Origin of the sequence: Blautia marasmi (assembly GCF_900258535.1) — a bacterium.
In the GTDB taxonomy this organism is placed as follows: Bacteria; Bacillota; Clostridia; order Lachnospirales; family Lachnospiraceae; genus Blautia; species Blautia hominis.
In genome coordinates, this window is the sequence record NZ_OIWX01000001.1 from 5,091,006 (window position 1) to 5,116,310 (window position 25,305).

Annotated in this window: 24 protein-coding genes and 1 pseudogene; 21 read left to right on the top strand and 4 right to left on the bottom strand. The window is 44.6% G+C overall.

Annotation, left to right across the window (positions count from 1 at the left end; genetic code table 11):
- The first annotated feature begins 106 nt into the window (after positions 1 to 106).
- Genes C6P39_RS22235 through C6P39_RS22245 form a run of 3 tightly spaced genes read left to right on the top strand, consistent with a single transcriptional unit; the run spans position 107 to position 4,299 of the window.
- Positions 107 to 1,321 (top strand): hypothetical protein, encoded by a 1,215-nt coding sequence (locus C6P39_RS22235; RefSeq protein ID WP_104805233.1) that lies wholly within the window; start codon positions 107 to 109, stop codon positions 1,319 to 1,321.
- Between the two features lie 10 nt (positions 1,322 to 1,331).
- The gene (locus C6P39_RS22240) at positions 1,332 to 2,861 is read left to right on the top strand and encodes a carboxylesterase/lipase family protein (protein ID WP_104805234.1); all 1,530 of its coding nucleotides are present in this window, start codon (positions 1,332 to 1,334) and stop codon (positions 2,859 to 2,861) included.
- Positions 2,862 to 2,901: 40 nt separating this feature from the next.
- On the top strand, positions 2,902 to 4,299 hold the full coding sequence (locus C6P39_RS22245) for an MFS transporter (protein ID WP_104805235.1): 1,398 nt from the start codon (positions 2,902 to 2,904) through the stop codon (positions 4,297 to 4,299).
- 63 nt (positions 4,300 to 4,362) lie between these two features.
- Here the strand turns inward: C6P39_RS22245 and C6P39_RS22250 are convergent, their stop codons facing one another.
- The gene (locus tag C6P39_RS22250; RefSeq protein ID WP_158661669.1) at positions 4,363 to 5,055 is read right to left on the bottom strand and encodes a GDSL-type esterase/lipase family protein; all 693 of its coding nucleotides are present in this window, start codon (positions 5,053 to 5,055) and stop codon (positions 4,363 to 4,365) included.
- 86 nt (positions 5,056 to 5,141) lie between these two features.
- Here C6P39_RS22250 and C6P39_RS22255 point away from each other — a divergent pair, with 86 nt between their 5' ends.
- The gene (locus C6P39_RS22255; RefSeq protein ID WP_104805237.1) at positions 5,142 to 5,813 is read left to right on the top strand and encodes a Crp/Fnr family transcriptional regulator; all 672 of its coding nucleotides are present in this window, start codon (positions 5,142 to 5,144) and stop codon (positions 5,811 to 5,813) included.
- Between the two features lie 340 nt (positions 5,814 to 6,153).
- Here C6P39_RS22255 and trxA read toward each other — a convergent pair whose 3' ends face one another.
- Both trxA and C6P39_RS22270 read right to left on the bottom strand, forming a co-directional pair.
- Positions 6,154 to 6,462, bottom strand: coding sequence for a thioredoxin (gene trxA / locus C6P39_RS22265; protein ID WP_095175851.1), 309 nt, complete (start codon positions 6,460 to 6,462; stop codon positions 6,154 to 6,156).
- Positions 6,463 to 6,556: 94 nt separating this feature from the next.
- Entirely contained in the window at positions 6,557 to 7,432 is an 876-nt protein-coding gene (locus tag C6P39_RS22270; protein ID WP_095175852.1) for an NAD(P)/FAD-dependent oxidoreductase, read from the bottom strand.
- Between the two features lie 162 nt (positions 7,433 to 7,594).
- Between C6P39_RS22270 and C6P39_RS22275 the strand changes: the two genes are divergently transcribed.
- From C6P39_RS22275 to C6P39_RS22335, 13 genes and pseudogenes are all read left to right on the top strand, one after another.
- A complete protein-coding gene (locus C6P39_RS22275; RefSeq protein ID WP_104806021.1) occupies positions 7,595 to 8,332 on the top strand; it encodes an SIR2 family NAD-dependent protein deacylase in 738 nt (245 codons plus the stop codon).
- A 390-nt stretch (positions 8,333 to 8,722) separates the two neighbouring features.
- Positions 8,723 to 9,391, top strand: a complete 669-nt coding sequence (locus tag C6P39_RS22280; RefSeq protein WP_330407149.1) for a F0F1 ATP synthase subunit A — start codon at positions 8,723 to 8,725, stop codon at positions 9,389 to 9,391.
- 40 nt (positions 9,392 to 9,431) lie between these two features.
- Positions 9,432 to 9,647, top strand: coding sequence for an ATP synthase F0 subunit C (atpE, locus tag C6P39_RS22285; RefSeq protein ID WP_018594308.1), 216 nt, complete (start codon positions 9,432 to 9,434; stop codon positions 9,645 to 9,647).
- Between the two features lie 19 nt (positions 9,648 to 9,666).
- Positions 9,667 to 10,164 (top strand): F0F1 ATP synthase subunit B, encoded by a 498-nt coding sequence (gene atpF / locus C6P39_RS22290; protein WP_095175855.1) that lies wholly within the window; start codon positions 9,667 to 9,669, stop codon positions 10,162 to 10,164.
- Positions 10,145 to 10,648, top strand: coding sequence for an ATP synthase F1 subunit delta (gene atpH / locus C6P39_RS22295; RefSeq protein ID WP_104805240.1), 504 nt, complete (start codon positions 10,145 to 10,147; stop codon positions 10,646 to 10,648). The genes atpF and atpH overlap by 20 nt, the downstream gene beginning before the upstream one ends.
- A gap of 5 nt (positions 10,649 to 10,653) precedes the next feature.
- On the top strand, positions 10,654 to 12,162 hold the full coding sequence (gene atpA / locus C6P39_RS22300; protein ID WP_104805241.1) for a F0F1 ATP synthase subunit alpha: 1,509 nt from the start codon (positions 10,654 to 10,656) through the stop codon (positions 12,160 to 12,162).
- 4 nt (positions 12,163 to 12,166) lie between these two features.
- Entirely contained in the window at positions 12,167 to 13,066 is a 900-nt protein-coding gene (gene atpG, locus C6P39_RS22305; protein WP_095175858.1) for an ATP synthase F1 subunit gamma, read from the top strand.
- 44 nt (positions 13,067 to 13,110) lie between these two features.
- A complete protein-coding gene (gene atpD, locus C6P39_RS22310; RefSeq protein ID WP_095175859.1) occupies positions 13,111 to 14,499 on the top strand; it encodes a F0F1 ATP synthase subunit beta in 1,389 nt (462 codons plus the stop codon).
- 27 nt (positions 14,500 to 14,526) lie between these two features.
- Entirely contained in the window at positions 14,527 to 14,940 is a 414-nt protein-coding gene (atpC, locus tag C6P39_RS22315) for an ATP synthase F1 subunit epsilon (RefSeq protein WP_065542036.1), read from the top strand.
- A 201-nt stretch (positions 14,941 to 15,141) separates the two neighbouring features.
- Positions 15,142 to 17,418 carry a glycoside hydrolase family 2 protein gene (locus tag C6P39_RS22320; RefSeq protein WP_104805242.1) on the top strand — a complete coding sequence of 759 codons (2,277 nt, stop codon included), beginning with the start codon at positions 15,142 to 15,144 and terminating at the stop codon, positions 17,416 to 17,418.
- A gap of 249 nt (positions 17,419 to 17,667) precedes the next feature.
- Positions 17,668 to 17,919: pseudogene (locus tag C6P39_RS22325) on the top strand (flavodoxin); the annotation flags it as partial.
- 746 nt (positions 17,920 to 18,665) lie between these two features.
- Positions 18,666 to 19,022 carry a hypothetical protein gene (locus C6P39_RS22330; protein WP_158661670.1) on the top strand — a complete coding sequence of 119 codons (357 nt, stop codon included), beginning with the start codon at positions 18,666 to 18,668 and terminating at the stop codon, positions 19,020 to 19,022.
- A 185-nt stretch (positions 19,023 to 19,207) separates the two neighbouring features.
- Positions 19,208 to 20,509, top strand: a complete 1,302-nt coding sequence (locus C6P39_RS22335) for an ROK family protein (protein ID WP_104805245.1) — start codon at positions 19,208 to 19,210, stop codon at positions 20,507 to 20,509.
- An 81-nt stretch (positions 20,510 to 20,590) separates the two neighbouring features.
- Here C6P39_RS22335 and C6P39_RS22340 read toward each other — a convergent pair whose 3' ends face one another.
- Positions 20,591 to 21,169 (bottom strand): SOS response-associated peptidase, encoded by a 579-nt coding sequence (locus C6P39_RS22340; RefSeq protein ID WP_104805246.1) that lies wholly within the window; start codon positions 21,167 to 21,169, stop codon positions 20,591 to 20,593.
- Between the two features lie 151 nt (positions 21,170 to 21,320).
- Here C6P39_RS22340 and C6P39_RS22345 point away from each other — a divergent pair, with 151 nt between their 5' ends.
- From C6P39_RS22345 to C6P39_RS22360, 4 genes are read left to right on the top strand one after another with little or no spacing between them, the layout of a single operon-like run.
- Complete coding sequence (locus C6P39_RS22345; RefSeq protein ID WP_330407112.1) at positions 21,321 to 21,587, top strand: site-specific integrase; 267 nt, start codon at positions 21,321 to 21,323, stop codon at positions 21,585 to 21,587.
- Positions 21,588 to 21,602: 15 nt separating this feature from the next.
- Positions 21,603 to 23,408, top strand: a complete 1,806-nt coding sequence (locus tag C6P39_RS22350) for a tyrosine-type recombinase/integrase (protein WP_104805247.1) — start codon at positions 21,603 to 21,605, stop codon at positions 23,406 to 23,408.
- Positions 23,356 to 24,888, top strand: a complete 1,533-nt coding sequence (locus tag C6P39_RS22355; RefSeq protein WP_104805248.1) for a site-specific integrase — start codon at positions 23,356 to 23,358, stop codon at positions 24,886 to 24,888. Before C6P39_RS22350 ends, C6P39_RS22355 begins: the two co-directional genes overlap by 53 nt.
- Positions 24,842 to 25,225: a DUF6262 family protein gene (locus C6P39_RS22360; protein ID WP_167398050.1), complete on the top strand. Its 384-nt coding sequence runs from the start codon at positions 24,842 to 24,844 to the stop codon at positions 25,223 to 25,225. Before C6P39_RS22355 ends, C6P39_RS22360 begins: the two co-directional genes overlap by 47 nt.
- Positions 25,226 to 25,305: the final 80 nt, after the last annotated feature.

Genomic DNA, 25,305 nt, shown 5'->3' on the forward strand with positions numbered 1-25,305 from the left:
ATTATAAAAACAACAAAATAACAGTATATAAACTTCTCGCCCCCTGCTATCATAAGTACATCAAAGCAAAACACAAAACCGACACATCATGATTAGGAGGAAGTGCATGAGATCAGAATATTTTTACGGAATCGGAGAACCGCTGATTCAGCGTGAGCAGGATACCTATGTATCTGCCGCAGAATATCTGGATCTAGTGAAAGCCTTAGGCTGTACAGCATACCGTTCCTGGATGCACCTGACGGAAATCCTTATGGACCCGGTAACGCCAAATGAGGGTGCTGTTTTGGCACATACAAAACTTTTAAACCGTGCAGAGGAATTACATCTGGAAGTTACTGGAATGAGCCACGAATGGTTTCTGCCAAAGGGATGTAGACAGCGCACCGGGCATGCTGTACCTAACAGAGATTTGACAGAAGGAAGTCTTTACCGCCAGACTTTGGATATGCTGGAGCAGTCCTGGTTTACCATGGTCTCCCTGTTTCCGCAGGTATCTCAGTGGGAGGTGGGAAATGAATGGAACATCAATGCATTTTTACAGCCTGACGGATTCCTTGACAGCGATATGTCACGGCCCTACAGCCCGGATGAAAAACTGGACATAGCTGTTGATCTTATGTACTTTGCCGCAAAAGGCATTAGAAGAGCAAACCCGGATGCCAAGGTGGTTTCCTTTTCGCCGGCTCTGAGTACACCTTGGCTTGGCGGGGATTTGCCGGATTACCTTCCGCCTATGTATGGGATCGCATGGACGCTTGATAAGATATACAGCCGTATTAAATCGGGGAAATTCTGGTCTGAAGACCCGGATGATTATTTTGACCTTGTAGCATGGCATCCGTATCAGATGAGCACCGACCAGATGGAGAGGGATGCAGATCTTTTTTTACATATTGAGGAGCCGGACTGTCTGTGGAAGGATTACAACGATGCTGCATACCGGGTCATGTGCAAATACGGCGATGCCAAGAAACAGGTCATTCTGACAGAGACAGGTTTTACAGACTGCGGGGACCCGGAATTGGAAATCAAGCAGGCAGAATACACAAGAAAATTGCTGCGGCTTGCAGCGGAACTTCCCTATGTGCGGACAATCTATAATTTTCGACTGCTGACGGAGACAGGAATGCTGAAAAAACAGGGGATTGAAAAAAATCAGATTGGCGGTCAGGCAGAAGTATACTTTGGATTTTTTAAGGAACCGGATGAAAACTGCAGGCCGAGATTGAAGGCACATGTTTTGCAGGAGGCAGCAGGCGGTCTGGAAGACCTGACTGCAGCAGGAAAAAAAGTGGCACTGTCTAAGCGGAAACTATGAGGAAAGCATAATGGAAAAATACGTGGTAAACACAACAAACGGAAAGATAAGAGGCCATCTGAGAAACAATCTGGTAGAATATCTTGGCATCCCTTTTGCAAAACCTCCGGTTGGAGATCTGCGTTTTAAAAGAGCACAGCCGGCAGCTCCCTGGGAAGGGATTTTTGATGCCGGAAAGTACGGAAAAGAAGCAGTCCAGTTAGAGGATGGAAGATTAAAAGGCAGCGAAGACTGCCTCACTCTGAATATCCGGCGCCCCATGGAGGGCGAAAATCTGCCGGTTTTTGTGTGGATACACGGCGGCGGATATAATACCGGCTCGGCATCAGTACCTCTTTACAATGGCGGTTCTTTCGCGGAGAAAGGCATCCTCTTTGTTTCTTTTCAGTACCGTTTGAATGTACTGGGATTTTATGATTTTACAACTTATCCCGGCTGTGAAGATTTTGAGAGCAACTGCGGCATCTCGGATCAGATCCTTGCTATGACCTGGATCCATGAAAACATAAAAGCATTCGGAGGAGACCCTGACCGCGTTACGATCGCAGGAGAATCCGCAGGCGGCACTTCTGTGATAAACATGCTGGCGATCCCGGCCGTAATAGGGATGTTCACGCAGGCAATCGCCCAGAGTCCACTGCCAAACTGCATAGCAACACATAAGACGGCCAGAGAGAACATTGATTTATTTTTAGAAGGCATGGGATGGCGTGTTGAGGATTTACAGAAGCTGCGCACAGCAGACCCATATGAATTACAAAAGGGCAATACCTATGTGGCGGAAAAACATCAATACAAAAACCCCGGTATTTTTCTGCCGGGACCCATTCAGGACGATTTGATTCCCGTACGGCCCATAGATGCTGTGAGAAATGGAAGCGCAGAGGGTATCAAGCTGATCATCGGCACCAATAAACATGAGGGAACCTTGTTCGTGCATTCGGAAAAGACCAGTTTTCCAAACAATTGGTCCATGATCGCTGAAATGTTTGAAAAAAACGGACATACCCAGGCGGTACCGGAAATCATGCACCATTACCAGCCGTCTGTGAAAGATCAGGAGTTAAAAGCCGTCTTAAACAGTGCGGAAGAGATTCCGGCAAACGAATTAGAACCATTTATAAATTTTGCCACAGACTATGCATTTCGTGTGCCGTCCCTGAAGGTGGCACAGGCTCAAAAAAAATACGGGGATGTATGGGTGTACCATTATGAGTTTGTGTCAAGATCTGGAAAGGCCACCGGAATGAAAGCTTCTCACGCTTACGAACTTCCCTGTATGTTTGCCGACAAAGATTTTGCGTTCAGCAGATTTATCTTTGAGCGGGAATCTGAGGAAATAATAGATGCACTCATAGAGGCCATGCACACTTCCTGGGTGCAGTTTATAAAAACAGGGGAACCGGATCAGAAGAACTGGCCAAAATATACAGGATATGATTCCAAAATCCGCATTTTTGACAGAGTGACCAGAACCGAAGCACGGGACTGCGGCACACTTATGAAAGTATGGAAGGACATGAGATTTTACGAAAACTGAGAGAAGGCGGACCTGGCACCACCTTGAAAAGGAGAGAGAAATGTTTAGTTATGCATCAAAACATAATGACCCAAAGGCAAAATTAAGCTGGAGTGAACGCATTGGATACGGCATAGGCAATTACGGTATGGCATGGGTAAACGGCATCATGTCAGCCTTCTTTATGATCTATCTGACGAATGTATCCTTTGTGGATGCAGGCGTAGCAGGTACTATCATAGCCCTGTCAAAGGTTTTTGACGGTATCAGTGACCTGATCATGGGAGGGATTGTAGACCGCACAAGATCCAGGCACGGCAAGGCCAGGATCTGGCTGGTGCGTATGTGTATCCCGCTGGCTGTTTCCACGCTTTTGCTGTTCTGTATTCCGGCATCTATGACCGGGTTGATAAAATATGTCTACATTTTTATTATGTATAATCTGGTAAATGCAGTATTTTATACCGCCATGTATGTGCCCTATACGTCCATGAATTACCTTATGACACAGAATGATTTCGACCGCGGCCTTCTGGGAAATATGAATATGATTTTTCAGACATTGGCCAATATCACCATGAACACCTTCTTCCTTACCTGGCTGAACAGATTTGGGCGAGGGGACATGTACAAACAGGGAGCATGGACAAAGGCCTTTGTCATAGTGGGGCTGATCGTGATCGCTGCAAGTATCTTATGCTTTTTCGGGACAAAAGAACGTGTGAAAAATATGGAAAAACAGGCAGAAGGGGATAGATCGGTGTCTGTAATGACAGCTGTAAAATCTCTGTTTAAAAACAAATATTGGGTTTTGATGACCGTCTGTATGTTTTTGATCTTCTTCGTTATTGTCATGTATGCAGTGGCTGCCGCCTACTATGCTCAGTATGTGCTTGGAGATATAGGGTACTATACACCCATCAACAATGCGTTATCCATTGCACAGCTTGCCATTATGTTCCTTACACCGGCGTTCATGAAGAAGTTTGGAAAACACAGAACATATCAGGTTGGGCTTATTGCCATGATCGCAGGCTTTGCAGGCACAGGCCTGTGCGGTACAAACCTTCCGCTGCTCATATTCTTTAACGCAGTGAAAGGTGTGGGCCTGGGGGCGGCAGGAGGTATGGCTTTTGGGATGGTGTCGGATACCATTGAATATGGTCAGTGGAAAACAGGTGTTGTTGCTGTGGGAATGGGCAATGCAGGCGTCAGCACAGCCCAGAAACTGGGACTCGGTCTTGGACAGGCGGTTATGGGATGGATCCTTGCAGCCGGCGGGTTTGACGCAGCCAAAGCTGTGCAGTCAGCGGGTGCTCAGAGTGCCATCAGTTTTTGCTATAACTGGATTCCGGTCATCTGTGTGGCTCTTTGTTTTGTGCTCATGCTTTTTTACCGCCTGGATAAAGAGATGCCAAAAATCCGCGAAGAAATGATAAAATGCAGACAGAACAGATAAAATGATTTCCGTACTGGAATAACTTCCCCGTATATGGTATATTGAAGAAAAAAGGGGAAGAGCTTAATACCCCAATTCCTTCAGTTTCTCATAAACGGTCCGGGCAATGGTCTCGGCACCTAATTCATTGGGATGGATCCCGTCCTGAAGGAAGAATTCCGGGTGTTCGGCTGTCACCTCATGAATATCAATAAAAGGCAGTCCCAGCTCCGCCCCGAGCTCACGGACTGCTTTTGCCGCTTCGCAGGCCACATGAGCCTGGATCTTATAGGGCTTTGCGGGACTGAAATTCTCCGGAAATACGTCTGCAGGTGACAGGAGGATGACCTTTGGCCGGGAGGGCAGTTCCTGATAGGAATAGATGAGCTGCATATAATCATCCTTGAAAGCTTCAGCGCTGATCCAGTTATAAGGCTTTGTATCATTGGTCCCCAGCATGATCAGCACAACGTCAGGTTTAAAGTCCAGGCTTTTCTGATAGCGTTTATGGCTCGTATAGGGTCTGTCACAGCTCTCCTGAAGTGTGTATCCGCTGGCACCGAAATTTTTGACGGTATAATTCTGTCCCAGCATTTTTCCAAGCCGGGCCGGATAACTGTCATGGCTTTTGTCTTTGATCGTAGCACCATAGGTGATACTGTCCCCCACACATGCTATCCGCAGCCGGGAGGAATGATCCAGCCAGAGGACAGAGAGTATCAATGCCAAAAGAACCGTAAAACGAAGCAGGTAAAAAGACAGTTTCTTTTGTCTCATAAAGGAATTTTCTCCTTTTTTCATATTTCACACGCATATCTTATTGTAAGGGCAAAAAAATGGAATTGCAAGGGAAGGATATAAAAATGGAAGATAGAATAAAAGAAGTTCTGGAACAGACCCCCTTCTGGGAGCATTTGACGAAAGAGCAGCAGGAGAACGTGTGCCGGGATTCCAGGGAAGTGCACTATCCGGCAGGAAGCCTGATCTATTCCCCCACCAGGGAATGTCTGGGCACCGTGTTTATCTTAAAGGGGGTTATCCGCGCTTACCTTTTGTCGGATGAGGGTAAAGAAGTGACCATATACCGGATTCGGGAAGGGGATACCTGTGTGCTGACAGCCTCCTGTGCCCTCTCTGCCATCACTTTTGATGTGGAGATCGAGGCGGAGACAGACTGCGAAGTTCTGTTGATACCGGCTCCCGTATTTTCTGTCCTTGCGGCGGACAATATCTATGTGGAGAACTATGCCTACAAAATCGCTACAGAGCGTTTTTCCAGTGTTGTGGAGGCCCTTCAGCAGATCATGTTCATGAGCCTGACCCAGAGGATCGCAGCGTTTCTTATTGATGAATCTGCCCAGAGGAAGAATGACAGCATCCACATGACCCACGAAGAGATTGCAAAAGCCATCGGCAGTGCCAGGGAGGCGGTCAGCAGAACCCTGAAGCAAATGGTAAAAAAAGGCGATATCTCTCTGTTCCGCGGGGGGATCAAGATAGAAAATAAGAGCAGCCTGTATGAATTGCTCCCTTAATGCCTGTCAAAAAACGCTTCTTGGATACAATACCACACTGGCTGCAAAGTGACGCTGCCCATTTACTGACAGATATAAAAGGGTGTGGCATCTGCCCTATACCGGGTCAGCTGCCTGTACTCCGGTTATACGGCAAAAAAGCAACACCCTTTTATAATTCCCGGCTGTTCCTGATTGTAACTATTCAGTAGGTCTGCGCATTCACTGCGCTGACCGTAAGAAAGTGTACCGCGGCCAAGCAAAAATCCCATCGCCAAAGGCGATTTTGCATGGATTTTTGCCTGTAACTGTGAGGTTACTGAACAGTTACTCCTGATTAAAATATCTGGCGGCACTGCTTTTATTTCAGCAGATTCACAAGCTGTCCTTTCGGAACAACACCCACAGATTTCTCCGCAACCTTTCCATTCTTGAATACCAGAACGGTAGGAATATTCATAACTCCGTAGGAGGAAGCCAGCCCCGGGTTTTCATCCACATTTACTTTGCCCACTTTATACGCGCCCTTAGACTCTCCCGCAATCTCCTCAATGACCGGTCCCAGCATACGGCAGGGCATACACCAGGTTGCCCAGAAATCTACCATTACGGGAACATCAGATTCCAGCACTTCGCTTTTAAAGTTTTTCTCATCAAATACCATTGCCATAATTATACTCTCCTTATTTTTTATCATGAATTATTGGTTTCTCATCTTTATGTGCCTATTCTATCAGACACAGGCCCGTTTTTCTGTGACCATGTCACACTGCGCCGGGTATCTTTTTTAAGTAGTTCACAGCTCTTGTTCCTGCAAGGGCACCTTCATAAACAGCCTTGGATACCTGGAGCAGACCCCCTGTGCAGTCCCCGGCTGCAAAAAGTCCGGGCAGCGCTGTGCTGGTGTCAGTCTCTACCATGATATGATTGTTTTCTATCATTAATCCCAGTTTTCTGGCAATATCTGTACTCCCGGCGGTTCCGAGGGCTACAAAGAGTCCGTCCAGCGGGAATTTTTCATGATCTTCCAGCTCCAGCCATTTTAAAGTGGGGTCTCCTCCGGCGGAAATGATTTTTCTAGTCTCAACCCGGATGGTACCCAGGGCATCCTTTTCAAAAGTGGGTTCCATGCCGTTGGTAAGGATCGTGACGTTGGCTGCCATAGGCTCCAGAACTTTTGCCTCATGGAGGGCATATTCCCCATTGCCGATCACTGCCACATCCTTCTGGCGGTAGAAAAAACCGTCGCAGATGGCACAATAGCTGATGCCGCTGCCTTCATATCTGCGGGCTTCCTTCAGGGCAAGGGTGTTCCGTTTGGTACCGGTTGCCAAGATCAAAGCTTTTGTCTGGTAGGTGGAGGAGATGGTATGGATCGTGTAATCACCGTCGTATTCCACGGACAGCATTTCATCCTCCACAACTGGAACCCCCAGGGATCTCATTTGCTTCAAGCCGTTTTCGTACAGCTCCTGTCCGGAGACCGGTTCAGGCAGTCCGTAATAATTTTCTATCTTAACGGCTTTTTCCAGGGCTCCAATCCCCTTGTGTATGATAAGCGGTGTGATACCGGAGCGGACCGCATACAGCGCGGCAGAGATTCCGGCAGGTCCTGCACCGGCGATGATAAGTTTTTCCATATATTCAGGCACTTCCTTTCTATCTGCTATTATCTTATCACAAATTTTACCAAAAGACACAGAATTTGTTGGTGACCTGGTTACATAAAGAAAAAAGCTTTATAAAAACAGAGAAAAATGGTAAAATATAAACATAAGAAACACCGGGAGGAGGAAAGATTTATGGATGAGGAAAAAAAGATTGAAAGGCTGAGAAAGATCATTGATGACAGCTCCTATACCGTCATTTTAAGTGGTTCCGGAATGATGGCAGAGTGCGGATACATGGGAATGAAGACGCCGGAAAAGGCATATGAGATTGAGAATAGGTATGGAGTGTCCCCGGAGGATATTTTTACCAGTGTCTATTATAATAACAGGCCTGCTGAGTTTTTTAAGTTTTACCGCAGCGAGGTGCTTCAGGGGGATGTGGATACCAGTGATACCTTCCGGGTGGCAGCCAGGATGGAAAAGATCGGAAAACTCAAGTGCATCATTACGGGTAATATATATGGATATCCGCAGAAGGCGGGGTGCAAAAATGTGATAGACCTGCACGGAAATATTCACAAGAATATCTGCCCCCACTGTGGAAGGAAATATCCGCTGGAGTATATAAAGACGGCAAAGAAGGTGCCCCTCTGTCAGGACTGCAGCCGGGTGATACGCCCTCAGGTGGCTCTCTTTGGAGAGATGATGGACAGCCAGCTCATGACAAGGGCAACCTGGGAGATTGAGAATGCGGATACCCTGATCCTTCTGGGGACAACTCTGGATTCGGAAGTCTTTTCCAAGTATATCAAATACTTTGAGGGGACGAATCTGGTGATCATTCATAAAGAGCATCACCACTCAGACAGCAGGGCAGACCTTGTAATCTGGGATGAACCGAGGAATGTTTTTACTAAACTAGGTTATTAATGTGTAAACCTAACAAAAAAATGCCCCATTTTTCGTGAATGGGGCATTTTTTATGTGTGGGTTCTGTGGAAACACTCACATATTTCACAAAAATTAATCATAAAAACGACTTGTATTTATGAAAAAAAGCAGTTGTATTTTTCTGTATACCGATTGGTACACGAAAACCTTCCAAAAACGGAGAGAAAACCATAAAAGAAATTGAAAAAATGTCTGAAAAATTGTATTGAAAATCACAAGAAAGCCACATCTAAAAAAATATAAAGAAAGATTGACAAATGAAAAAATTAGCTGTAATGTTTTCTGGAATCATAAATAAATAAGAAAGGAGAAGTTAAAAAATCATAAAATAGAAAGGGAGGATGTCCTACGGGAACTATAGCGGATAGGATTACGGAAGAGCTGAACTGCGAGACCGTATTTACCATCCCAATTTTTGGCGGGATACCAGTCACGGAGTCCGTGGTGGTGACCTGGATCATTATGGCAGCATTGACAATATTGTCGATCGTTCTTGTCAGAAATCTGAAGGTGGAAAATCCCGGTAAGAAACAGTTGGCTCTGGAATCAGCTATTGGATTTCTGAATGACTTTTTCGCAGATATTCTGGGCGAGAGAGGAAAACAGTATATTCCTTACTTGATTACCGCTGCCATCTACATTGGCGTGGCTAACTTAATTGGTCTTTTGGGCTTTAAACCGCCCACAAAGGACTTAAACGTGACAGCAGGGCTGGCGATCATAAGCATCTTCCTGATTGAATATTCAGGATGGAAGCAGAAAGGGTTCAAGCGGTTCATACATAGTTTTGCAGAACCCATGGCCATTGTTACACCGATCAACATTATGGAGATATTTATCCGCCCGGTATCGCTTTGTATGCGGTTGTTCGGCAATGTGATCGGATCATTTGTTGTAATGGAACTGATCAAAATGATCTTACCGGTCGTTTTACCCATTCCATTCAGCTTTTATTTTGACATTTTCGATGGTCTGATTCAGGCCTACGTATTTGTTTTTTTAACTTCGCTCTTTATCAAGGAACAGATAGAAGAGTAAGTCATCATTCAAAATATATTTGGAAAAGGAGAACAGAGATATGTTAACAGCAATTGGTGCAGGTATGGCAGTTTTAACAGGTTTAGGAGCAGGTTTAGGTATCGGTCTTGCAACATCAAAGGCAACAGAAGCGATCGCAAGGCAGCCGGAGGCAGAAGGTAAGATCAGTAAAGCACTGTTACTTGGATGTGCACTTGCAGAGGCAACTGCTATTTACGGTTTCGTTATCGCTTTATTACTCTTATTCGTAAAATAAGGAAGGCAGGTGAAGACAGGTGCTGAGTTTAGGCTGGGGCCTTATCTGGACCATAATTAACCTGATAGTTCTTTATCTCTTACTGAAAAAATTCCTGATCGGACCGATACTGGGAATCATGGAAAAAAGAAAGACACTCATCGCACAGCAGCTTGAAAATGCCAGAACTACAGAAGGAAAGGCGAATGAGCTGAAGGGCCAGTATGAAATGGCAATAAGCGGCGCAAAATCCGAGTCCGCACAGATCATCGAGGAAGCAAAAGCGGATGCGAGGACCCTGACAGAGCGTACCGTACGGGAAGCCAATGAGCAGGCTGCCAGAATCCTGGAAAATGCCAGAAAAACGGCAGAACAGGAAAAGGAAAATGCCCTGGCAGGAGCAAAAACCGAGATCGCAGGTCTTGCAGTGGAAGCAGCGAAGAAAATGCTTGCAGGCGGAAGCGAAGCGGGAAGCAGAATGCTCTACGACACATTTTTAGCAGAAGCAGGTGATGCAGATGACAGAGAGTCTGAATAATTACGGGAAAGTGCTGTATGAGTTGAATATTTCACCGGAATCTGCAGCCGGCGCAAGAGAACTTTTAGAGAAAGTTCCACAGGTGTCAGAAGTGCTTTCAAGCCCTGTTGTATCCCTGGCGGCGAAGCAGAGGGTTGTAGACCGGATTTTTCCGAAAGAGATACATAATTTTATGAAAATACTGTGCAGATACCACAAAGCGGGCGAGGCACAGGAGATTTTTAAGGCATATCAGGAGTATAACAACGAGCAAAATAATATTTTAAATGCAACTCTGTCTTATGTGGTACTTCCTACAGAGGAGCAGCTTGAAGGAATCAGGAGATTTCTCTGCAGGCAATACCATGTAAAGGATGTAGCATTTCAGTTACAGGAAGAAAAAGACCTGGTAGGCGGATTTACCCTCCGCGTAGGTGACCAGGAGATTGATTACAGCCTGAAAGGCAAGATCAATGCACTACAACAAAAATTGACCTGGAGGTGAACGCTTTGAGTTCAATCAATTCAGAGGAGATTATCTCCATTCTGAAAGAAGAAATAGAAAATTTCGATATGACAACGGGTGTCCGTGAAGTGGGAAACGTGATCTGGGTCGGTGACGGTATTGCGACTGTTTATGGAATTGACCATGCGATGTACGGAGAGATCGTGACATTTGAGAACGGTGTCAAGGGTATGGTGCAGGATATCAAGAGAAATGAGATCGGTGTCATCATATTCGGCAAGGACATGGGGATCAAAGAGGGCACAAAAGTTGTCCGTACGAAGAAAAGGGCAGGTATTCCGGTTGGCGAAGGCTATATCGGAAGGATCGTGGATGCCCTGGGCGCACCCATTGACGGAAAAGGGGAGATTGATGCTAAGGACTATCGACCCATCGAACAGGAAGCCCCCGGCATCATTGACCGTAAATCGGTTTCCGTTCCCATGGAAACCGGTATTCTGGCCATTGACTCCATGTTCCCCATTGGCCGCGGACAGCGTGAGCTGATCATCGGTGACCGTCAGACAGGTAAGACATCCATTGCTATTGACGCTATCTTAAATCAGAAGGGCAAGGATGTTATGTGTATCTATGTGGCAATCGGCCAGAAGGCCTCCACAGTTGCAAAACTCACCGGAACCCTGGAAAAATACGGCGCTATGGATTACACCACGGTCTTTGCGGCAACAGCCAGTGATTGTGCGCCCCTTCAGTATATTGTTCCTTATTCAGGAACTGCTCTGGCAGAGTATTTTATGTACCAGGGCAAGGATGTACTGATCGTCTATGATGACCTGTCGAAACATGCGGTGGCTTACCGTGCCCTTTCTCTGCTCCTGGAACGTTCTCCGGGACGTGAGGCTTATCCGGGTGACGTGTTCTATCTGCATTCCAGACTGCTGGAGCGTTCCAGCCGTTTGAGTCCGGAGGCAGGCGGCGGTTCTATCACAGCGCTGCCCATTATCGAGACTCAGGCAGGTGATGTTTCCGCCTATATTCCCACCAATGTGATTTCCATCACAGACGGACAGATCTTCCTGGAAAGTGACTTGTTCTTTGCCGGCAACCGTCCGGCTGTCAATGTAGGTCTTTCCGTATCCCGTGTAGGCGGTGCGGCACAGACAAAGGCCATGAAAAAGGCATCGGGAAGTATGCGTATTGACCTGGCGCAGTACAGGGAAATGGAAGTATTTACACAGTTTGCATCTGATCTGGATGATGCTACAAAAGAGCAGCTTTCCTATGGAAAGACGCTGATGGAGCTTTTAAAACAGCCGCTGTGCCATCCGTTGTCCAATCATGAGCAGGTTATTACCCTCTGGACTGCCACACATAAGGTGTTTTCCGATGTGGACATCAGGAATGTAAAAGCATTCCAGGCGGATATGCTGGCTTATTTTGAGAAGAACCACCCTGAGATTGGTCAGGAGATAGAGGAGAAAAAGGTCCTCTCTGACGAGCTGGGTGAGAAGATTTTAAAAGCGGCAGAGGAATTTAAGAATAAGAGCAGGTGATGAGATGGCAAGTGCAAAAGAGATACAAAGCCGTATAAACAGTATCCAGGACACAATGAAGATCACCAACGCCATGTACATGATTTCCTCCTCCAAGTTAAAGAGAGCCAGGAAAGTGCTGGCAGATACGGAGCCGTATTTTTACGCCCTGCAGTCTGCGATCGGCCGTGTTCTCCGCCATATGCCTCCCGATACAGAAGGGAACCGCTACTTTGATGAGCGGGCTTCTGTGCCGAAAGAGGAGCGCAGAACCGGATATATTGTAGTTTCCGCTGACAAGGGCCTTGCCGGTGCTTACAACCACAATGTGTTTAAGATAGCAGAGGAATGTATGGAAAAAGACGCCCATCCCCAGCTCTTTGTGCTGGGTGAAGTGGGAAGGCAGTATTTCTATAAAAAGAACGTGGATGTGGATACAAATTTCAGGTTCACAGTCCAGAAGCCGACCATGCACAGGGCCAGGGTGATCTCGGAAAAAATGATCGCCAGCTATGTGACAGGGGAATTGGATGAGGTGTATATCATCTACACCAGAATGGCGAATGCCGCCAATATGGTGGCAGAGATGCAGCAGCTCCTTCCCCTTAAAAAGGCAAGTTTCCATACACCGGCACAGGTGATGGTGGATATTCATCAGGAGGAGATCGAGATGGTTCCCTCCGCGGAAGAAGTCCTGAACAGCATTGTTCCCAATTACCTGCACGGTATCATTTACGGCTGTCTGGTGGAATCCTATGCCAGTGAGCATAATTCCAGAATGATGGCCATGGATGCAGCTACCAGCAGTGCGAAAGACATGCTGAAAGATTTATCAATTAAGTATAACCGTGTGCGTCAGGCTGCGATCACCCAGGAGATCACTGAGGTCATCAGCGGTGCCAAGGCACAGAAGAATAAAAACTAGCAAGCAGGAAGGAGGTTTCCTCACGACTGTGAGATGCAATCGTTATGGAAAAAGGAAAAATCGTACAGGTTATGGGACCTGTTGTAGACGTAGAATTTGAAGACCAGAACCTTCCGTATATCAAAGATGCCCTTACCGTAGAGAATAATGGAAAGAAGCTTGTAATGGAAGTGGCACAGCACATTGGAAATAATACGGTGCGCTGTATCATGCTGGCTTCCAGCGACGGCCTTAGTAAGGATATGGAGGTTGAAGCTACAGGAGCAGGTATTTCCGTGCCGGTAGGAAAAGAGACGCTGGGACGTCTGTTCAACGTGTTGGGCGAAACCATTGACAACGGAGAACAGCTTGAGAATGCGGAGCACTGGGTCATCCACAGAGATCCCCCGAGCTTCGAGGAGCAAAGCCCGGTAGTGGAGATCCTGGAGACGGGTATCAAGGTGATCGACCTTCTGGCACCTTATGCAAAAGGTGGTAAGATCGGTCTGTTCGGCGGCGCCGGTGTAGGAAAAACCGTTCTGATCCAGGAGCTGATCAGCAATATTGCCACAGAGCACGGCGGATATTCCATTTTCACCGGTGTTGGGGAACGTTCCCGTGAGGGAAATGACCTTTGGACAGAGATGAAGGAATCCGGTGTTCTGGAGAAAACAGCTCTGGTATTCGGACAGATGAATGAGCCGCCGGGCGCCCGTATGCGTGTGGCTGAGACCGGGCTTACCATGGCTGAATATTTCCGTGACCAGGAGCACCAGAACGTGCTGCTGTTCATTGATAATATCTTCCGCTTTACCCAGGCCGGTTCCGAGGTGTCAGCACTTCTTGGACGTATGCCCTCAGCCGTAGGCTACCAGCCTACGCTGGCTACGGAGATGGGTGAGCTTCAGGAGCGGATCGCTTCCACTAAGAACGGTTCTGTTACAAGTGTGCAGGCCGTCTATGTGCCTGCCGATGACCTGACAGACCCGGCTCCGGCTACCACATTTGCCCATCTGGACGCCACCACGGTCCTGTCCAGGAAGATTGTGGAGCAGGGTATCTACCCGGCTGTTGATCCGCTGGAATCCACTTCCCGTATTCTGGAAGCTGATGTGGTTGGAGAAGAACACTACGAAGTGGCCAGAAGGGTGCAGGAGTATCTGCAGAAGTACAAAGAGCTGCAGGATATCATTGCGATTCTAGGTATGGAAGAGCTTTCTGAGGACGACAAGAAAGTGGTTGCCCGTGCCAGAAAGATCCAGAAATTCCTGTCCCAGCCGTTCCATGTGGCTGAGGTATTTACCGGTATTGCCGGAAAATATGTACCTCTGAAAGAGACCATCCGCGGTTTCAAGATGATCGTGGACGGGGAGATGGACGAATATCCGGAAAATGCATTCTTTAATGTGGGCAGTATTGACGAGGTGGTGGAGAAGGCAAAAGCCGAGCAGTAATGCCGGGATGAAAAGGAGTGCATGTATATGAATACATTCGGACTGAATATCGTTTCCAGTGATAAAGATTTTTATCACGGCAGAGGAACCAGTATCATGCTTCCTGCAAAGGACGGACAGATTTCCATTCTGTCCCACCATGCGGATATGATGGTTGCCATTGTACCCGGTGAGATGCGTTTCAAACCCGCTGACAGTGAAGAGTGGAAGACAGCCATAGTGGGAAACGGGTTTGCGCAGATCATCAATAACCGTGTGACTGTTTTGGTTGACAGCTGTGAATATCCTGAGAATATTGACCTGAAGCGTGCGCAGGATGCCCTGGACCGCGCCGAAGAACAGCTCAGGCAGCAGCAGAGTCTGCAGGAATACTATGTATCCAAGGCATCCCTGGCAAGAGCCATGGCCCGTATGAAAGCAGCAAAGAAGCATGACGTATAAGACGTTTTATCAGGAGATGAGGAGAGATTCCTCGTCTCTTTTTTTTGTCACAGGGAAAGTGATAAAAACTGCCGTTTTGTAACAGAAAAGTAAAATTGTATGAAATCTTCAAAGAATTATCCCTTGCCAATTTTTTGGCCAAAATATATGATTAGTACAAGTTCAATAACTACCATATTTGGGAAAAACGGAGGATTCTTAATGAGACAAGTCATAAATTTTGATCATAACTGGTATTTTCAGAAAGAGAACACAGGCATGCCGGAAACACTGCCTGAGGATTGGGAAGTTGTGGACCTGCCCCACACCTGGAATGGGGTGGACGGGCAGGATGGAAGAGGGGATTATCACAGAGGAATATGCTGGTACGCGAAACGTTTTAGGGCGCCAAAACGCATGGAAGGCAGCCGCGTCTATGTGGAGATCCTTGCAGCTGCCCTGTCGGGCCGGGTCTATGTGAATGGGACAGAGGCGGTATACCATGAGGGCGGTTTCTCCTCCTTCCGTGCGGATATTACGGATCTGCTGAAAGAGAACGGGGAAAATCTCATGGCAATAGAGGTGGATAACAGCCAGAAGAGCAATATATATCCCCAGATGGCTGACTTTACCTTTTACGGCGGTCTGTACAGGGGAGTGAATCTGATCGTAGTGTCCGAGACTCATTTTGATCTGGATTTTTTTGGTGCACCGGGACTGAAGATCACCCCTAAAGTGACAGGGCAGGGAGCTATGCTTAGTCTGGAAGCCTGGGTCAGAAATGCGGATGAAGATTATACCGTCCGTTATGAAATAAAGAATGCACTTGGAGTGACAGAGGCAGAAGCATGGCGTCCGGCAGATGCGCCCAATGTACAGCAGTTTCTCCCGGAGGCTCATCTGTGGCAGGGGGTGGATGACCCATATCTGTACACTTGCACAGCTTCCCTGGTGAGGAGAAATGAAGTGGTGGATGAAGTGACACAGCGTTTTGGCATCCGTGAGTTTTCCGTTGACCCGGAGAAAGGATTTTTCCTAAACGGCAGGCCCATGAAGCTGCGCGGTGTATCCAGACACCAGGATATCCTTTACAGAGGAAATGCGCTTTCCAGGGAAGATCATTACCGGGATGCAGAGCTGATCCGGGAAGTAGGTGCCAATACTGTGCGCCTTGCGCATTATCAGCACAGCCAGGATTTTTATGATGCCTGTGATGAGTATGGCTTTATCGTGTGGGCGGAAATTCCGTACATCAGCACCCAGAGCGATGACCCTGCAGCCCATGAAAACTGCAGAAGCCAGATGCAAGATTTGATCTGCCAGAGTTATAATCACCCCTCCATCTGTTTCTGGGGAATCTCCAACGAAATTACCATCTGCGGTGAAAAGCCGGGAATGGCGGAGAACCACAGGGACTTAAATGCCCTTGTAAAAGAATTGGATGATACCCGATTGACCACCATAGCCCATGTAAGCGTCACACCGGAGGACAGCCCTCTGCATGATATAACAGATATTGAGAGCTATAACCACTATTTCGGCTGGTACGGCGGGGAATATACAAAAAATGAGGAATGGCTGGATCATTACCACAGCAAGTATCCAAAACGCTGTATCGGCCTCTCGGAATACGGTGCGGAGGGAATCATTACCTATCAGCCGGATGAACCGAAATGCCGTGACTATTCCGAGGCCTATCAGGCAGAATACCACGAGCATATGGCCAAGATCCTTATGGAACGGGAGTATATCTGGAGCAGCCATGTGTGGAATATGTTTGATTTCGGATGCGCTGCCAGAAATGAGGGCGGTGTGGCAGGCCGCAACAACAAAGGCCTTGTCACCCTTGACAGAAAGATCAAAAAAGAGGCATTCTATCTCTATAAGGCATACTGGAGCACGGAGCCGTTTGTCTACGTCTGCGGAAAACGTTATGCCAGGAGAGCGGACAACACCACTACCGTGAAAGTATATTCCAACCGGCCGTCAGTGAGTCTGTATGTGGGTGGCAGGCTTTTTGATACGAAAGAGGCGGATAAGATTTTTATATTTGAACATGTGCCCCTGGAAGAAGGGTTCACTGCAGTGACGGCAAAGGCTGATTCTTGTATGGACAGCCTTACGCTGGAGAAGGTGGCGGAAAAACCGAGGATCTATACGCTTCCCCAGGAAGAGGAGGAGGACGATAATGCCGGTGCGGCCAACTGGTTTGACCAGGCTGCTGCGGAGATGGCTAATGTGACCTCTCTGGAATTTCCGGAAGGGTACTATTCTATCAACGATACCGTGGATGATATTCTGAAGAACAAAGATGCGTCCAACATACTGTCCAATTCCATCAGTGCCATGACGGGCATGAAGATCAAAGGCAGTATGCTTAAAATGGTAGGCCAGAAGACACTCAAAGATATGGCAGATATGATGGGGGGAATGGGCCGGGATTTACCGGAAAATGCCATGCTGATCCTCAATGCCCAGTTAAATAAGATTAAAAAATAGCAGAGGAAATATGGGGATTCCAATGGTATATGGCCCTTGAGAGATAAACCGCATATACTCCGAAACAGCACAGATGTCTTGTTATCCAAAGACATCCGTGCTGTTTTTTTACGCATTCCTTATTTTCAGCCCGTATGATATTTAAAAATACATATTGACTTAGAGTTAACTTCAAGTTGTATATTTAATATTAGAAACATGATAGGAAATAAGATCAGCAACTTCAATTTATTATCAAGGAGGATTTTTATGAGTAAAACATTGGTTGCATTCTTTAGTGCGAGTGGGGTAACAAAAGGGCTGGCAGAAAAACTGGCAAATGAGATCGGAGCAGATTTATTTGAAATTCAGCCGGAGACAGCCTACACAAATGCGGACCTTGACTGGCAAAATAGTAAGAGCAGGAGTTCTATGGAAATGAATGACCCTAACTGCCGTCCGGCGATCCGCAGCCGGGTAACTGATATGGCACAATATGATGTGGTATTTGTTGGGTTCCCTAAACTATATCCCGCTATTTAGCCGTATATAGCGTGTATGATGTTGAAAAGAATGGCATATAAGTACGGTATACACAGATGATTTAGAGATTTGTGTATATCGTAGAAGATATAATTAAGTATCTGGCAGGGAGAAGAAAGGTCTCAATGCCAGTTTTTTATTGTCAGAAATGCACAGATAAATACCGGTTACATTGCTGGTAATGTATAGTGAGTTGGATGTGGAAGAAACTGATAAAGTAGATTATGTGGAGTATGCAGAAGTCAAACAAGCGTAGGAGATATGGGTGAGGGGCTTCAGCAGTAATCATCAGTTATTGTCATTAACCTCACATTATTATCCGATTGCGATGTATGGTAGGTAAGTCAAAGGGCCATCGAAAACGACGGCTCTTAAAAAACTCTTTATTATGTGTCATATTTAGTTAATTTTTGCGAATTGACCAAATTATATGCAAAATCATTAATTTAAAATGTGAATCCAAAATCATGATATTCGATTGCATTTTTTAATCGAAATATTGACACCCATATTTAAAAATGATATAATGATATCACCAAGACAAGTTCGGCCAAATTTTAAATAGGGGGTGGTTCTATTATGAGAAAAAAACAGAATATCCCGAAAATGTTTCTGGTCCGCCGGAACCTTTACAAGAGTCGAAAAAACAGTATATTACCCTAAAAGGAAAGTCTTCGCTTCCCTTAATGGGAGGGGGAATTGGACTAGTTTTTTCGGGATGCGTGTTGGAATCTGGGGCATTAGCGCTAGCTTTAGTAGTTTTAGCGCTTGTTGAATTCTTATACTATGGATCACCATTAGTTAAGATTTTGACGGATTATTTTTTAGAACGTAACCGGCAGAAAGATGAGTACAAAATAAAAATGAAACAACTGGAGTATGATCAGAGTATACCTAAAGAAAAGGCGAACCAACATGAGATGGATATGGAGCAGATGCGATTAAAACATGAATACGAGATGGGAAAGTTGGCTCAAGGTGTAATTGAACAATCAGATTCAACGATACCTCCTAATCCATCAGCAAGCGGAATTATCCCACCAACAAATACTCAAAATGAAGAGACTAAGTATCTAAACTGACAACATGCAAATAAGCTTCCTCTGTATTGCATGGCAAGAAGTAATAAATATAAGAAGCGAGGAGAGAATATGCTGAAAAGAATAACTAGATTAAAGTAGTAACAAATTATCGGTTGATTTGTTACTACTTTTTTTATAATATTAAAATATAAATAATTAAAGAAAGCTTCGAAAAGGTGATATAAATGGCAGAACGGATATTTGATATTAATAACGATAATAAGGACATTCTTAATATTATTAGATGTAAACCCGGGATTGAGAAGACAGTATTAGCTAAAGAGGCAAATATAGCATTTAAAACGTTAGCTAATAAATTAGATTTTCTTTTTGAAAATAATCTTGTTGATTTAGAGCCAAAGCTAAAAATAAATAGAAGTGGTTTCTACTCATTTGGTATTAGTATCGGTGGCTCTCATTGCAAAATTGCAATAATTGATGCAGAATATAGGGTACTTCCTAAGGAAGAGTTTAATGAGATATGTGACAGATATAATGTATTTAATAATGATTTTTTTTCAAATAGGGAAAATAATAGCAATTATGGATATAAGTATTTTGAAACACCAGATAATCGTACCACCTTGGAAATATATTTAAATGAAATTCTTAAAGATATCATTAAATTGTATGATATAGCAATAAATCAGAATAGTCTACCTCCCATTATCAGCATAGGAGTTGCATTAACAGGCTCGATAGATTCTAGTCGACAAGTAATTGTCAGATCTCATAATATAGGATATTTAAAAAATATATCAAAGGAGATGTTACTCAAGCCTGAAAACTTAAATGGTTTGAAGGAAAGAAGGATTGAGTTTGTTATAGATCATAATGCAAAGGCAATGGCTACCTGTGAAAAATTTTCATTATATCACGAAGACAATCTTAATTATGAGTACAATAAGAAAAAAAATGTTGTATGTTTCTATTTGGGGTCGGGTATAGGGTGCGGTATTATATTAAATAATAGATTAATACGAGGGTGCAGAAATTTTAGTGGGGAATTAGGACATATTCAAGTTCCTAGATATCCCGAGTTATTGGAAGACAGTCTTCCACAGGAACCGTGTACATGTGGAGCCAAGGGGTGTATCGAACATTTAATTATTCACGACGTTTTTGATATGGATAGGGAAAGTTTTCAGAAAGCTACTTCTGACGAATTAAGTAAAAGGATAGAGGAATGGAAAAATGCAGATGGTGCAGCTTATGAAAGAAAAATGAAAATTTTAGGATATTATATTGGATGGGCAGTAGATGCAATAACAAAATTATTAAATCCAGGATTAATAATTTTTTCGGGAAAAATGACGTGTTTTATAACCAAAGCTTGGTCTTATATTAAACCAACTGTTGGGGAGATGGACTATGCAATGCTTGATTGTCAGATGATTCTATCTAAATATGCGGCTTTAGCTCCATCAATAGGAGCAGCTATATTATCAACATTTCCAGCGGATGAATTAATTGAATGGATAATATAATAAAGGAACAGCAAAGAACTATAATATGAGGCTGATAGTTCTCTGCTGTTTTTTATTAGTAATTATAAGTTCTGATTTCAATCATGAGGATATTTCCCGATGAAGTGGCGGCATAATAGCGTTGATATATGACAAGGCAAAATCCTCCGACATAATCCAATCCTCTACCATAGTGTTTGTTAAGATAACAGGCATACGATTATGGACATCTGCAATGGAGTTATTGGCACCAGTTGTTAAAATGACAAATCTGTTTTCACTTTTAAACTCATTGAATATGCCAGCCATATAAAGGGTAGGGGTGTTTGGGAGGTTAAAACGATATTTTGTTTTTGGACCGTTTTGAGACCATTCAAAGAAACCGGTGCTGGGAACCACACACCTGCGGGTATGAAGGCTTTTGTGGAACATAGGACGGCTGTCAGCGGATTCAGAGCGGGCATTGATGATAACGCCTTTTGCCCCGAAGCGTGGAAATCCCCACATACTGAGTTTAGGGCTTATTTGATCCTGCTCCAGAGACAAAATAGGCGCTGTGTTGGTGGGGGAAATTTCACCCCGTTTCATATTATTTTGTGGATATTTATTGTCAAGGGATTTAACAATACGCAAGATTTCCTGATTTTCTTCTTCGGTAAATAAACTATATCTTCCACACATATGCATATCCTCCTAAATTGAATACCGCAAGGCAAAAATCAGCGATGACACGTTTGAATTCCTGATGTTTTATCTCTCAGAATATAGGGAAATCCTGCAGCATCAGAAATACTTATTTATAGTCATCGAAGGGACAACAAAGGGGTAGCCCTTGAATGTAGGAAGCGTATATTCCATGTTGAAACGCATGGAGAACAAGACAAAGTTAAAAATCACGCCCCATATGCTACGGAGATACTTTGCCAACATGAGGAAAGAAGCGGGCTGGCGGTTGGAAATGATCAGTCAGGCACTGGGACATAAGCATTTGGATACAACAGTCCGGTATCTGAACCTGATTGACGATGACTTAATAGAGGCAAGCAATGAATTTTATGAAAGGCGTTCTTCTATATACCGAGTGCAGGAGTTATTGTAGGGGAGGTGATAAGGTATGCCTACATACTTGTTACAGCGGGCAGTATCGGAAAGAGAACCACAATGGGATAGAAAACAGCAAAAAGAGATTCTTGGACAGATGAAAGCCGCACCAAAAGAGGCTCAGGCAGGAAAAAATAAGCTGATTGATTTTCTGATACAAGAGAAAATCGATAATATCACAGAGCTGGACTACTCCCTTCGTGAAAAGTATGAAGAATTCCTAAGGAGAAAGGTTACACCAAATGTCGTGCGGAAATATCTGCGGGCATATGACGGGCTAAAGCTCTACAGCATCAAGGAGCAGATGCAGACACTAGAGGGAAAACAGAAATACTGGTGGCAATACCGAAATGAGGTTGTTTATCTGTCTTATCATCCTGATGAAGATATAGCAGCGCAGTTTTGGGACTCACGGAATAGGCAAACTATGGTATGGGACTTTAAATGTGCTTATCCGGTGAATCTAAAGAGGCAGATATTTGATGTGTTGTCAGAATATATCCGGCGTTATCCGGAAGGACCAATGAGGAGGAGGAAATTTCTGGCACTACAGGCTTTTTACCAGTTTTGCGGCAGAGAGCAGATTGAGGACATCGAGGAACTGGAGCTGGAGGACATCCAAAAATTTCGGGAACAGATGGACAGGCAGCATGCACAGGCTATTATGGGCGAAAGCTATTTATATATCGTGGGAGACTGCCGAAAGCTACTTTTTAATACTGCCCTTGAGATACACTGGCATGCAGGAATCTGGTATATCGAGCGGTTCCATCTGCCGCCGGAGCGGCTCAACCAGAGTGCCTCGTTGGAAAGCATTTCCTTTTTGGAGATTGCAGACAAAGAGAATCGACAGCTTGCTAAAGAATACATGAAATATGAATTGGGCATTAATGGACAGGCGCTCAGTACCATCACCAGAAGATACCTCGTAATCCGCAATTTTTTATCTATGCTGGATGAAGAGAGGGTACCAGCAATATCATGCGGGAAAGAACAGATTGGAAAGTTTATAAGCCAGCTTGAAGAGCGGAAGTTGGATGCAAAAGGTTATAATGAGAGGATATCGGCTATTGTACATTTCTTTAAGTTCTTAGAAGTGCGGGGACGGGTAACTGGAATTCCCTTTCACCCGGAGTATTATTTTAAGAAGGTAATTCCGGTTCACCACGACAGGAGCGTAGATGAAAGGGTTTACATGGAAATTCTAAGTAAACTGCATCTATTTCCAGAACATCTGCGCTGTATGTTCCTACACCTGTGGGGGATAGGACTTAGAGCCAGCGAAGTATGTACTTTAAAGGGAAACGCATATTATATGAAAAACAATGATTACTGGATGCAGGTTTATCAAGTGAAGATGAAAAACTATAAGAGAATCCCAATCCCAGAAGGAATTTATAATGTTATGCAGGTTTACATCAGGAAATATGAGATTAAACCAGATGATTATATTTTTAAGAATACAAAAGGCGGAGCATTCATATATGGAACTTTCCGGGGACAGATGAAGCAATGGTGTGCAAAGCTGGATATCCTGAACGGGGAGTATGTTTTCAAATCTCATGATTACCGCCATACAATAGCAACCCTATTCTATGATAACAGTATGTCCTTGCAGGGGATAAGGGATTATCTGGGGCACAGTTATGATGAGATGACACAGCAGTATATCGACTACATGCCGAGAAAGATTGCAAAGGCAAATGAAGAATTTTTTGGACAGTCAGGACACAGTCTGGCATCCTGTTTGAAGAAGGGAGATACTTATGCAAAGCCGGGTAGAGTACAGGGAGCTGAAGTGCTACCACAACCGGAGTGAAAAGGAGAAAAATACACAGCATAAAAAACCATATTTTGATTTGGGACAGTTTCCAACAGAGCAGATACAGCAGGAATTCCGAAAATTTTTGCTGAAAGAAGGCGATACAAAACTGTTTAGGACTATGTATCATTATCATCCATATCTGGAACAGCTTGCAAAGTATTTGAGTATTAAAAGAAACGAAAGTGTGCAGAGCCTGTTAGAGCAGCCGATAGAAAAATGGATACTGTCATTGAAAAGATGGATGCTGGAAAATGGAATTCCAAGGACAAGGGTGCGGATAAGCTCCTATGGAAATGAGTTGATTGTTGATACAGAGTTAATAAAGTTTTTTAGAAGGATATTGAAATGGCTGCAGCCAGAGGATACCAGAGAAGAGACAGAAAAGGACATCTGGGAGCTGGAAAAGCTAGGGATTGAGTTGAGGGAAAATCCAATTTATCATGTAAAAACCATTAATTTTGAAAAGATTCTCCAGCCGGATTTGAGGGAAGAAGTGAAAAAAGCTATTTATTTTAACCTTACCAGAGAAGCCGTAGGGACTATCCAGAGAGAGCTATCCTCTCTTCGAGATTTCTCAGGATTTTTACAAAAAGAATTTACAGAGGTAAAATCCTGCCGGGACATTGACCGAAAGATATGGGAAGAATATCTGATACATAAGATGACGGAAGAAAAAGAGGGAAAAGGGAACAGTGACCTTGTACTGAAAATTCGGAATGTATTGGAAACGGTTGGAAAAATTTATGGCTATCATCATTTGGAAATGCTATTCCTTAATACAGATATTCCACCGGAACGGACACCAGAGTTTAAAGTTTACACTGACAAGGAGATGGAGACGTTAAATGCCCATATTATCCAGATGGACGAGCAGACAGTGAGATGCCTGATTATCCACCAAATGCTGGGAACAAGGATATCCGATACGCTGACATTGCGGATGGACTGCTTGTACCAGACTGGTGACCAATACATGATACAAATACATCAGGTAAAGACAAGAACCTACGAAAAACCAATCAGTTATGAACTTGCCATGCTTATAGAAAAGGCAGTGGAATATACCAAAGAAAAATATGGGAACACAAAATACATTTTTACCGATGAAAAGAAAACCAGTCGGCCATTGCGGTATATCACTTTAAAAGGCAAAGTTCTGGGAATGATACGGAGAGAGGACCTGCGGGATGATGATGGTAAACTATTCGGATTTGACACCCATATGTTCCGCCATTACTATGGAGTCCAGCTAACAGAGCTGCATCTGGATGACTGGACCATCGCCAGATTACTGGGGCATAAACGGTTAGGCAGTGTGCAGAGGTATCGGAAGATGAGCAACCAGCTTATTGCAGACGAGTCGAGAAAAATCAGGGCGATGCTGACAGACATCATATATGATAATTTAGACGGGTGGGGAGAAGAATATGAGCAAATACGACAAAATGCTGGAAGAAAATCAGAAGAGAAGTAAGGAAAAAGTGACAAGGGCGAAGCAGGCCATCCAGCAGTTGCTGATGGATCAGGAACGGGTCACTGTCCCCAAACTTATGAAAATGACTGGTTTATCCAGAGGATTCTTCTACAAGAATCCAACTATACGGGAAACTATGGACCGGGCAATCGAAAGACAGGGTGGGCTGGTCGATCCCCGAAAAGACATTCTGAATCAGGCTATGGACAGACAGCTGGAAATTTTGCGGCAGCAAATGGCAGTTCTGAAGAAAGAGAATGAGGAACTGAAACAGGAAAACAAGAGATTGGAGAAAATCCTGCGGCAGCGTGATATGCAGGATCTCAGGAATTTGTAAAGAAGAATATAATCTGACCAGACAGGACATGCGGTAGGCATGTCTGGTGGTCGTTGAGATAGATGGCAAATCAGAAAAAT

Coding starts and splice junctions, on each gene's coding strand:
- atpE (WP_018594308.1), top strand. CDS start 9,432: ATGTTAACAGCAATTGGTGCAGGTATGGCAGTTTTAACAGGTTTAGGA.
- C6P39_RS22240 (WP_104805234.1), top strand. CDS start 1,332: ATGGAAAAATACGTGGTAAACACAACAAACGGAAAGATAAGAGGCCAT.
- C6P39_RS22250 (WP_158661669.1), bottom strand. CDS start 5,055: ATGAGACAAAAGAAACTGTCTTTTTACCTGCTTCGTTTTACGGTTCTT.
- atpC (WP_065542036.1), top strand. CDS start 14,527: ATGAATACATTCGGACTGAATATCGTTTCCAGTGATAAAGATTTTTAT.
- trxA (WP_095175851.1), bottom strand. CDS start 6,462: ATGGCAATGGTATTTGATGAGAAAAACTTTAAAAGCGAAGTGCTGGAA.
- C6P39_RS22255 (WP_104805237.1), top strand. CDS start 5,142: ATGGAAGATAGAATAAAAGAAGTTCTGGAACAGACCCCCTTCTGGGAG.
- atpH (WP_104805240.1), top strand. CDS start 10,145: ATGACAGAGAGTCTGAATAATTACGGGAAAGTGCTGTATGAGTTGAAT.
- C6P39_RS22320 (WP_104805242.1), top strand. CDS start 15,142: ATGAGACAAGTCATAAATTTTGATCATAACTGGTATTTTCAGAAAGAG.
- C6P39_RS22335 (WP_104805245.1), top strand. CDS start 19,208: ATGGCAGAACGGATATTTGATATTAATAACGATAATAAGGACATTCTT.
- C6P39_RS22340 (WP_104805246.1), bottom strand. CDS start 21,169: ATGTGTGGAAGATATAGTTTATTTACCGAAGAAGAAAATCAGGAAATC.
- C6P39_RS22360 (WP_167398050.1), top strand. CDS start 24,842: ATGAGCAAATACGACAAAATGCTGGAAGAAAATCAGAAGAGAAGTAAG.
- C6P39_RS22275 (WP_104806021.1), top strand. CDS start 7,595: ATGGATGAGGAAAAAAAGATTGAAAGGCTGAGAAAGATCATTGATGAC.
- C6P39_RS22245 (WP_104805235.1), top strand. CDS start 2,902: ATGTTTAGTTATGCATCAAAACATAATGACCCAAAGGCAAAATTAAGC.
- C6P39_RS22355 (WP_104805248.1), top strand. CDS start 23,356: ATGCAAAGCCGGGTAGAGTACAGGGAGCTGAAGTGCTACCACAACCGG.
- atpD (WP_095175859.1), top strand. CDS start 13,111: ATGGAAAAAGGAAAAATCGTACAGGTTATGGGACCTGTTGTAGACGTA.
- C6P39_RS22270 (WP_095175852.1), bottom strand. CDS start 7,432: ATGGAAAAACTTATCATCGCCGGTGCAGGACCTGCCGGAATCTCTGCC.
- C6P39_RS22350 (WP_104805247.1), top strand. CDS start 21,603: ATGCCTACATACTTGTTACAGCGGGCAGTATCGGAAAGAGAACCACAA.
- atpG (WP_095175858.1), top strand. CDS start 12,167: ATGGCAAGTGCAAAAGAGATACAAAGCCGTATAAACAGTATCCAGGAC.
- C6P39_RS22235 (WP_104805233.1), top strand. CDS start 107: ATGAGATCAGAATATTTTTACGGAATCGGAGAACCGCTGATTCAGCGT.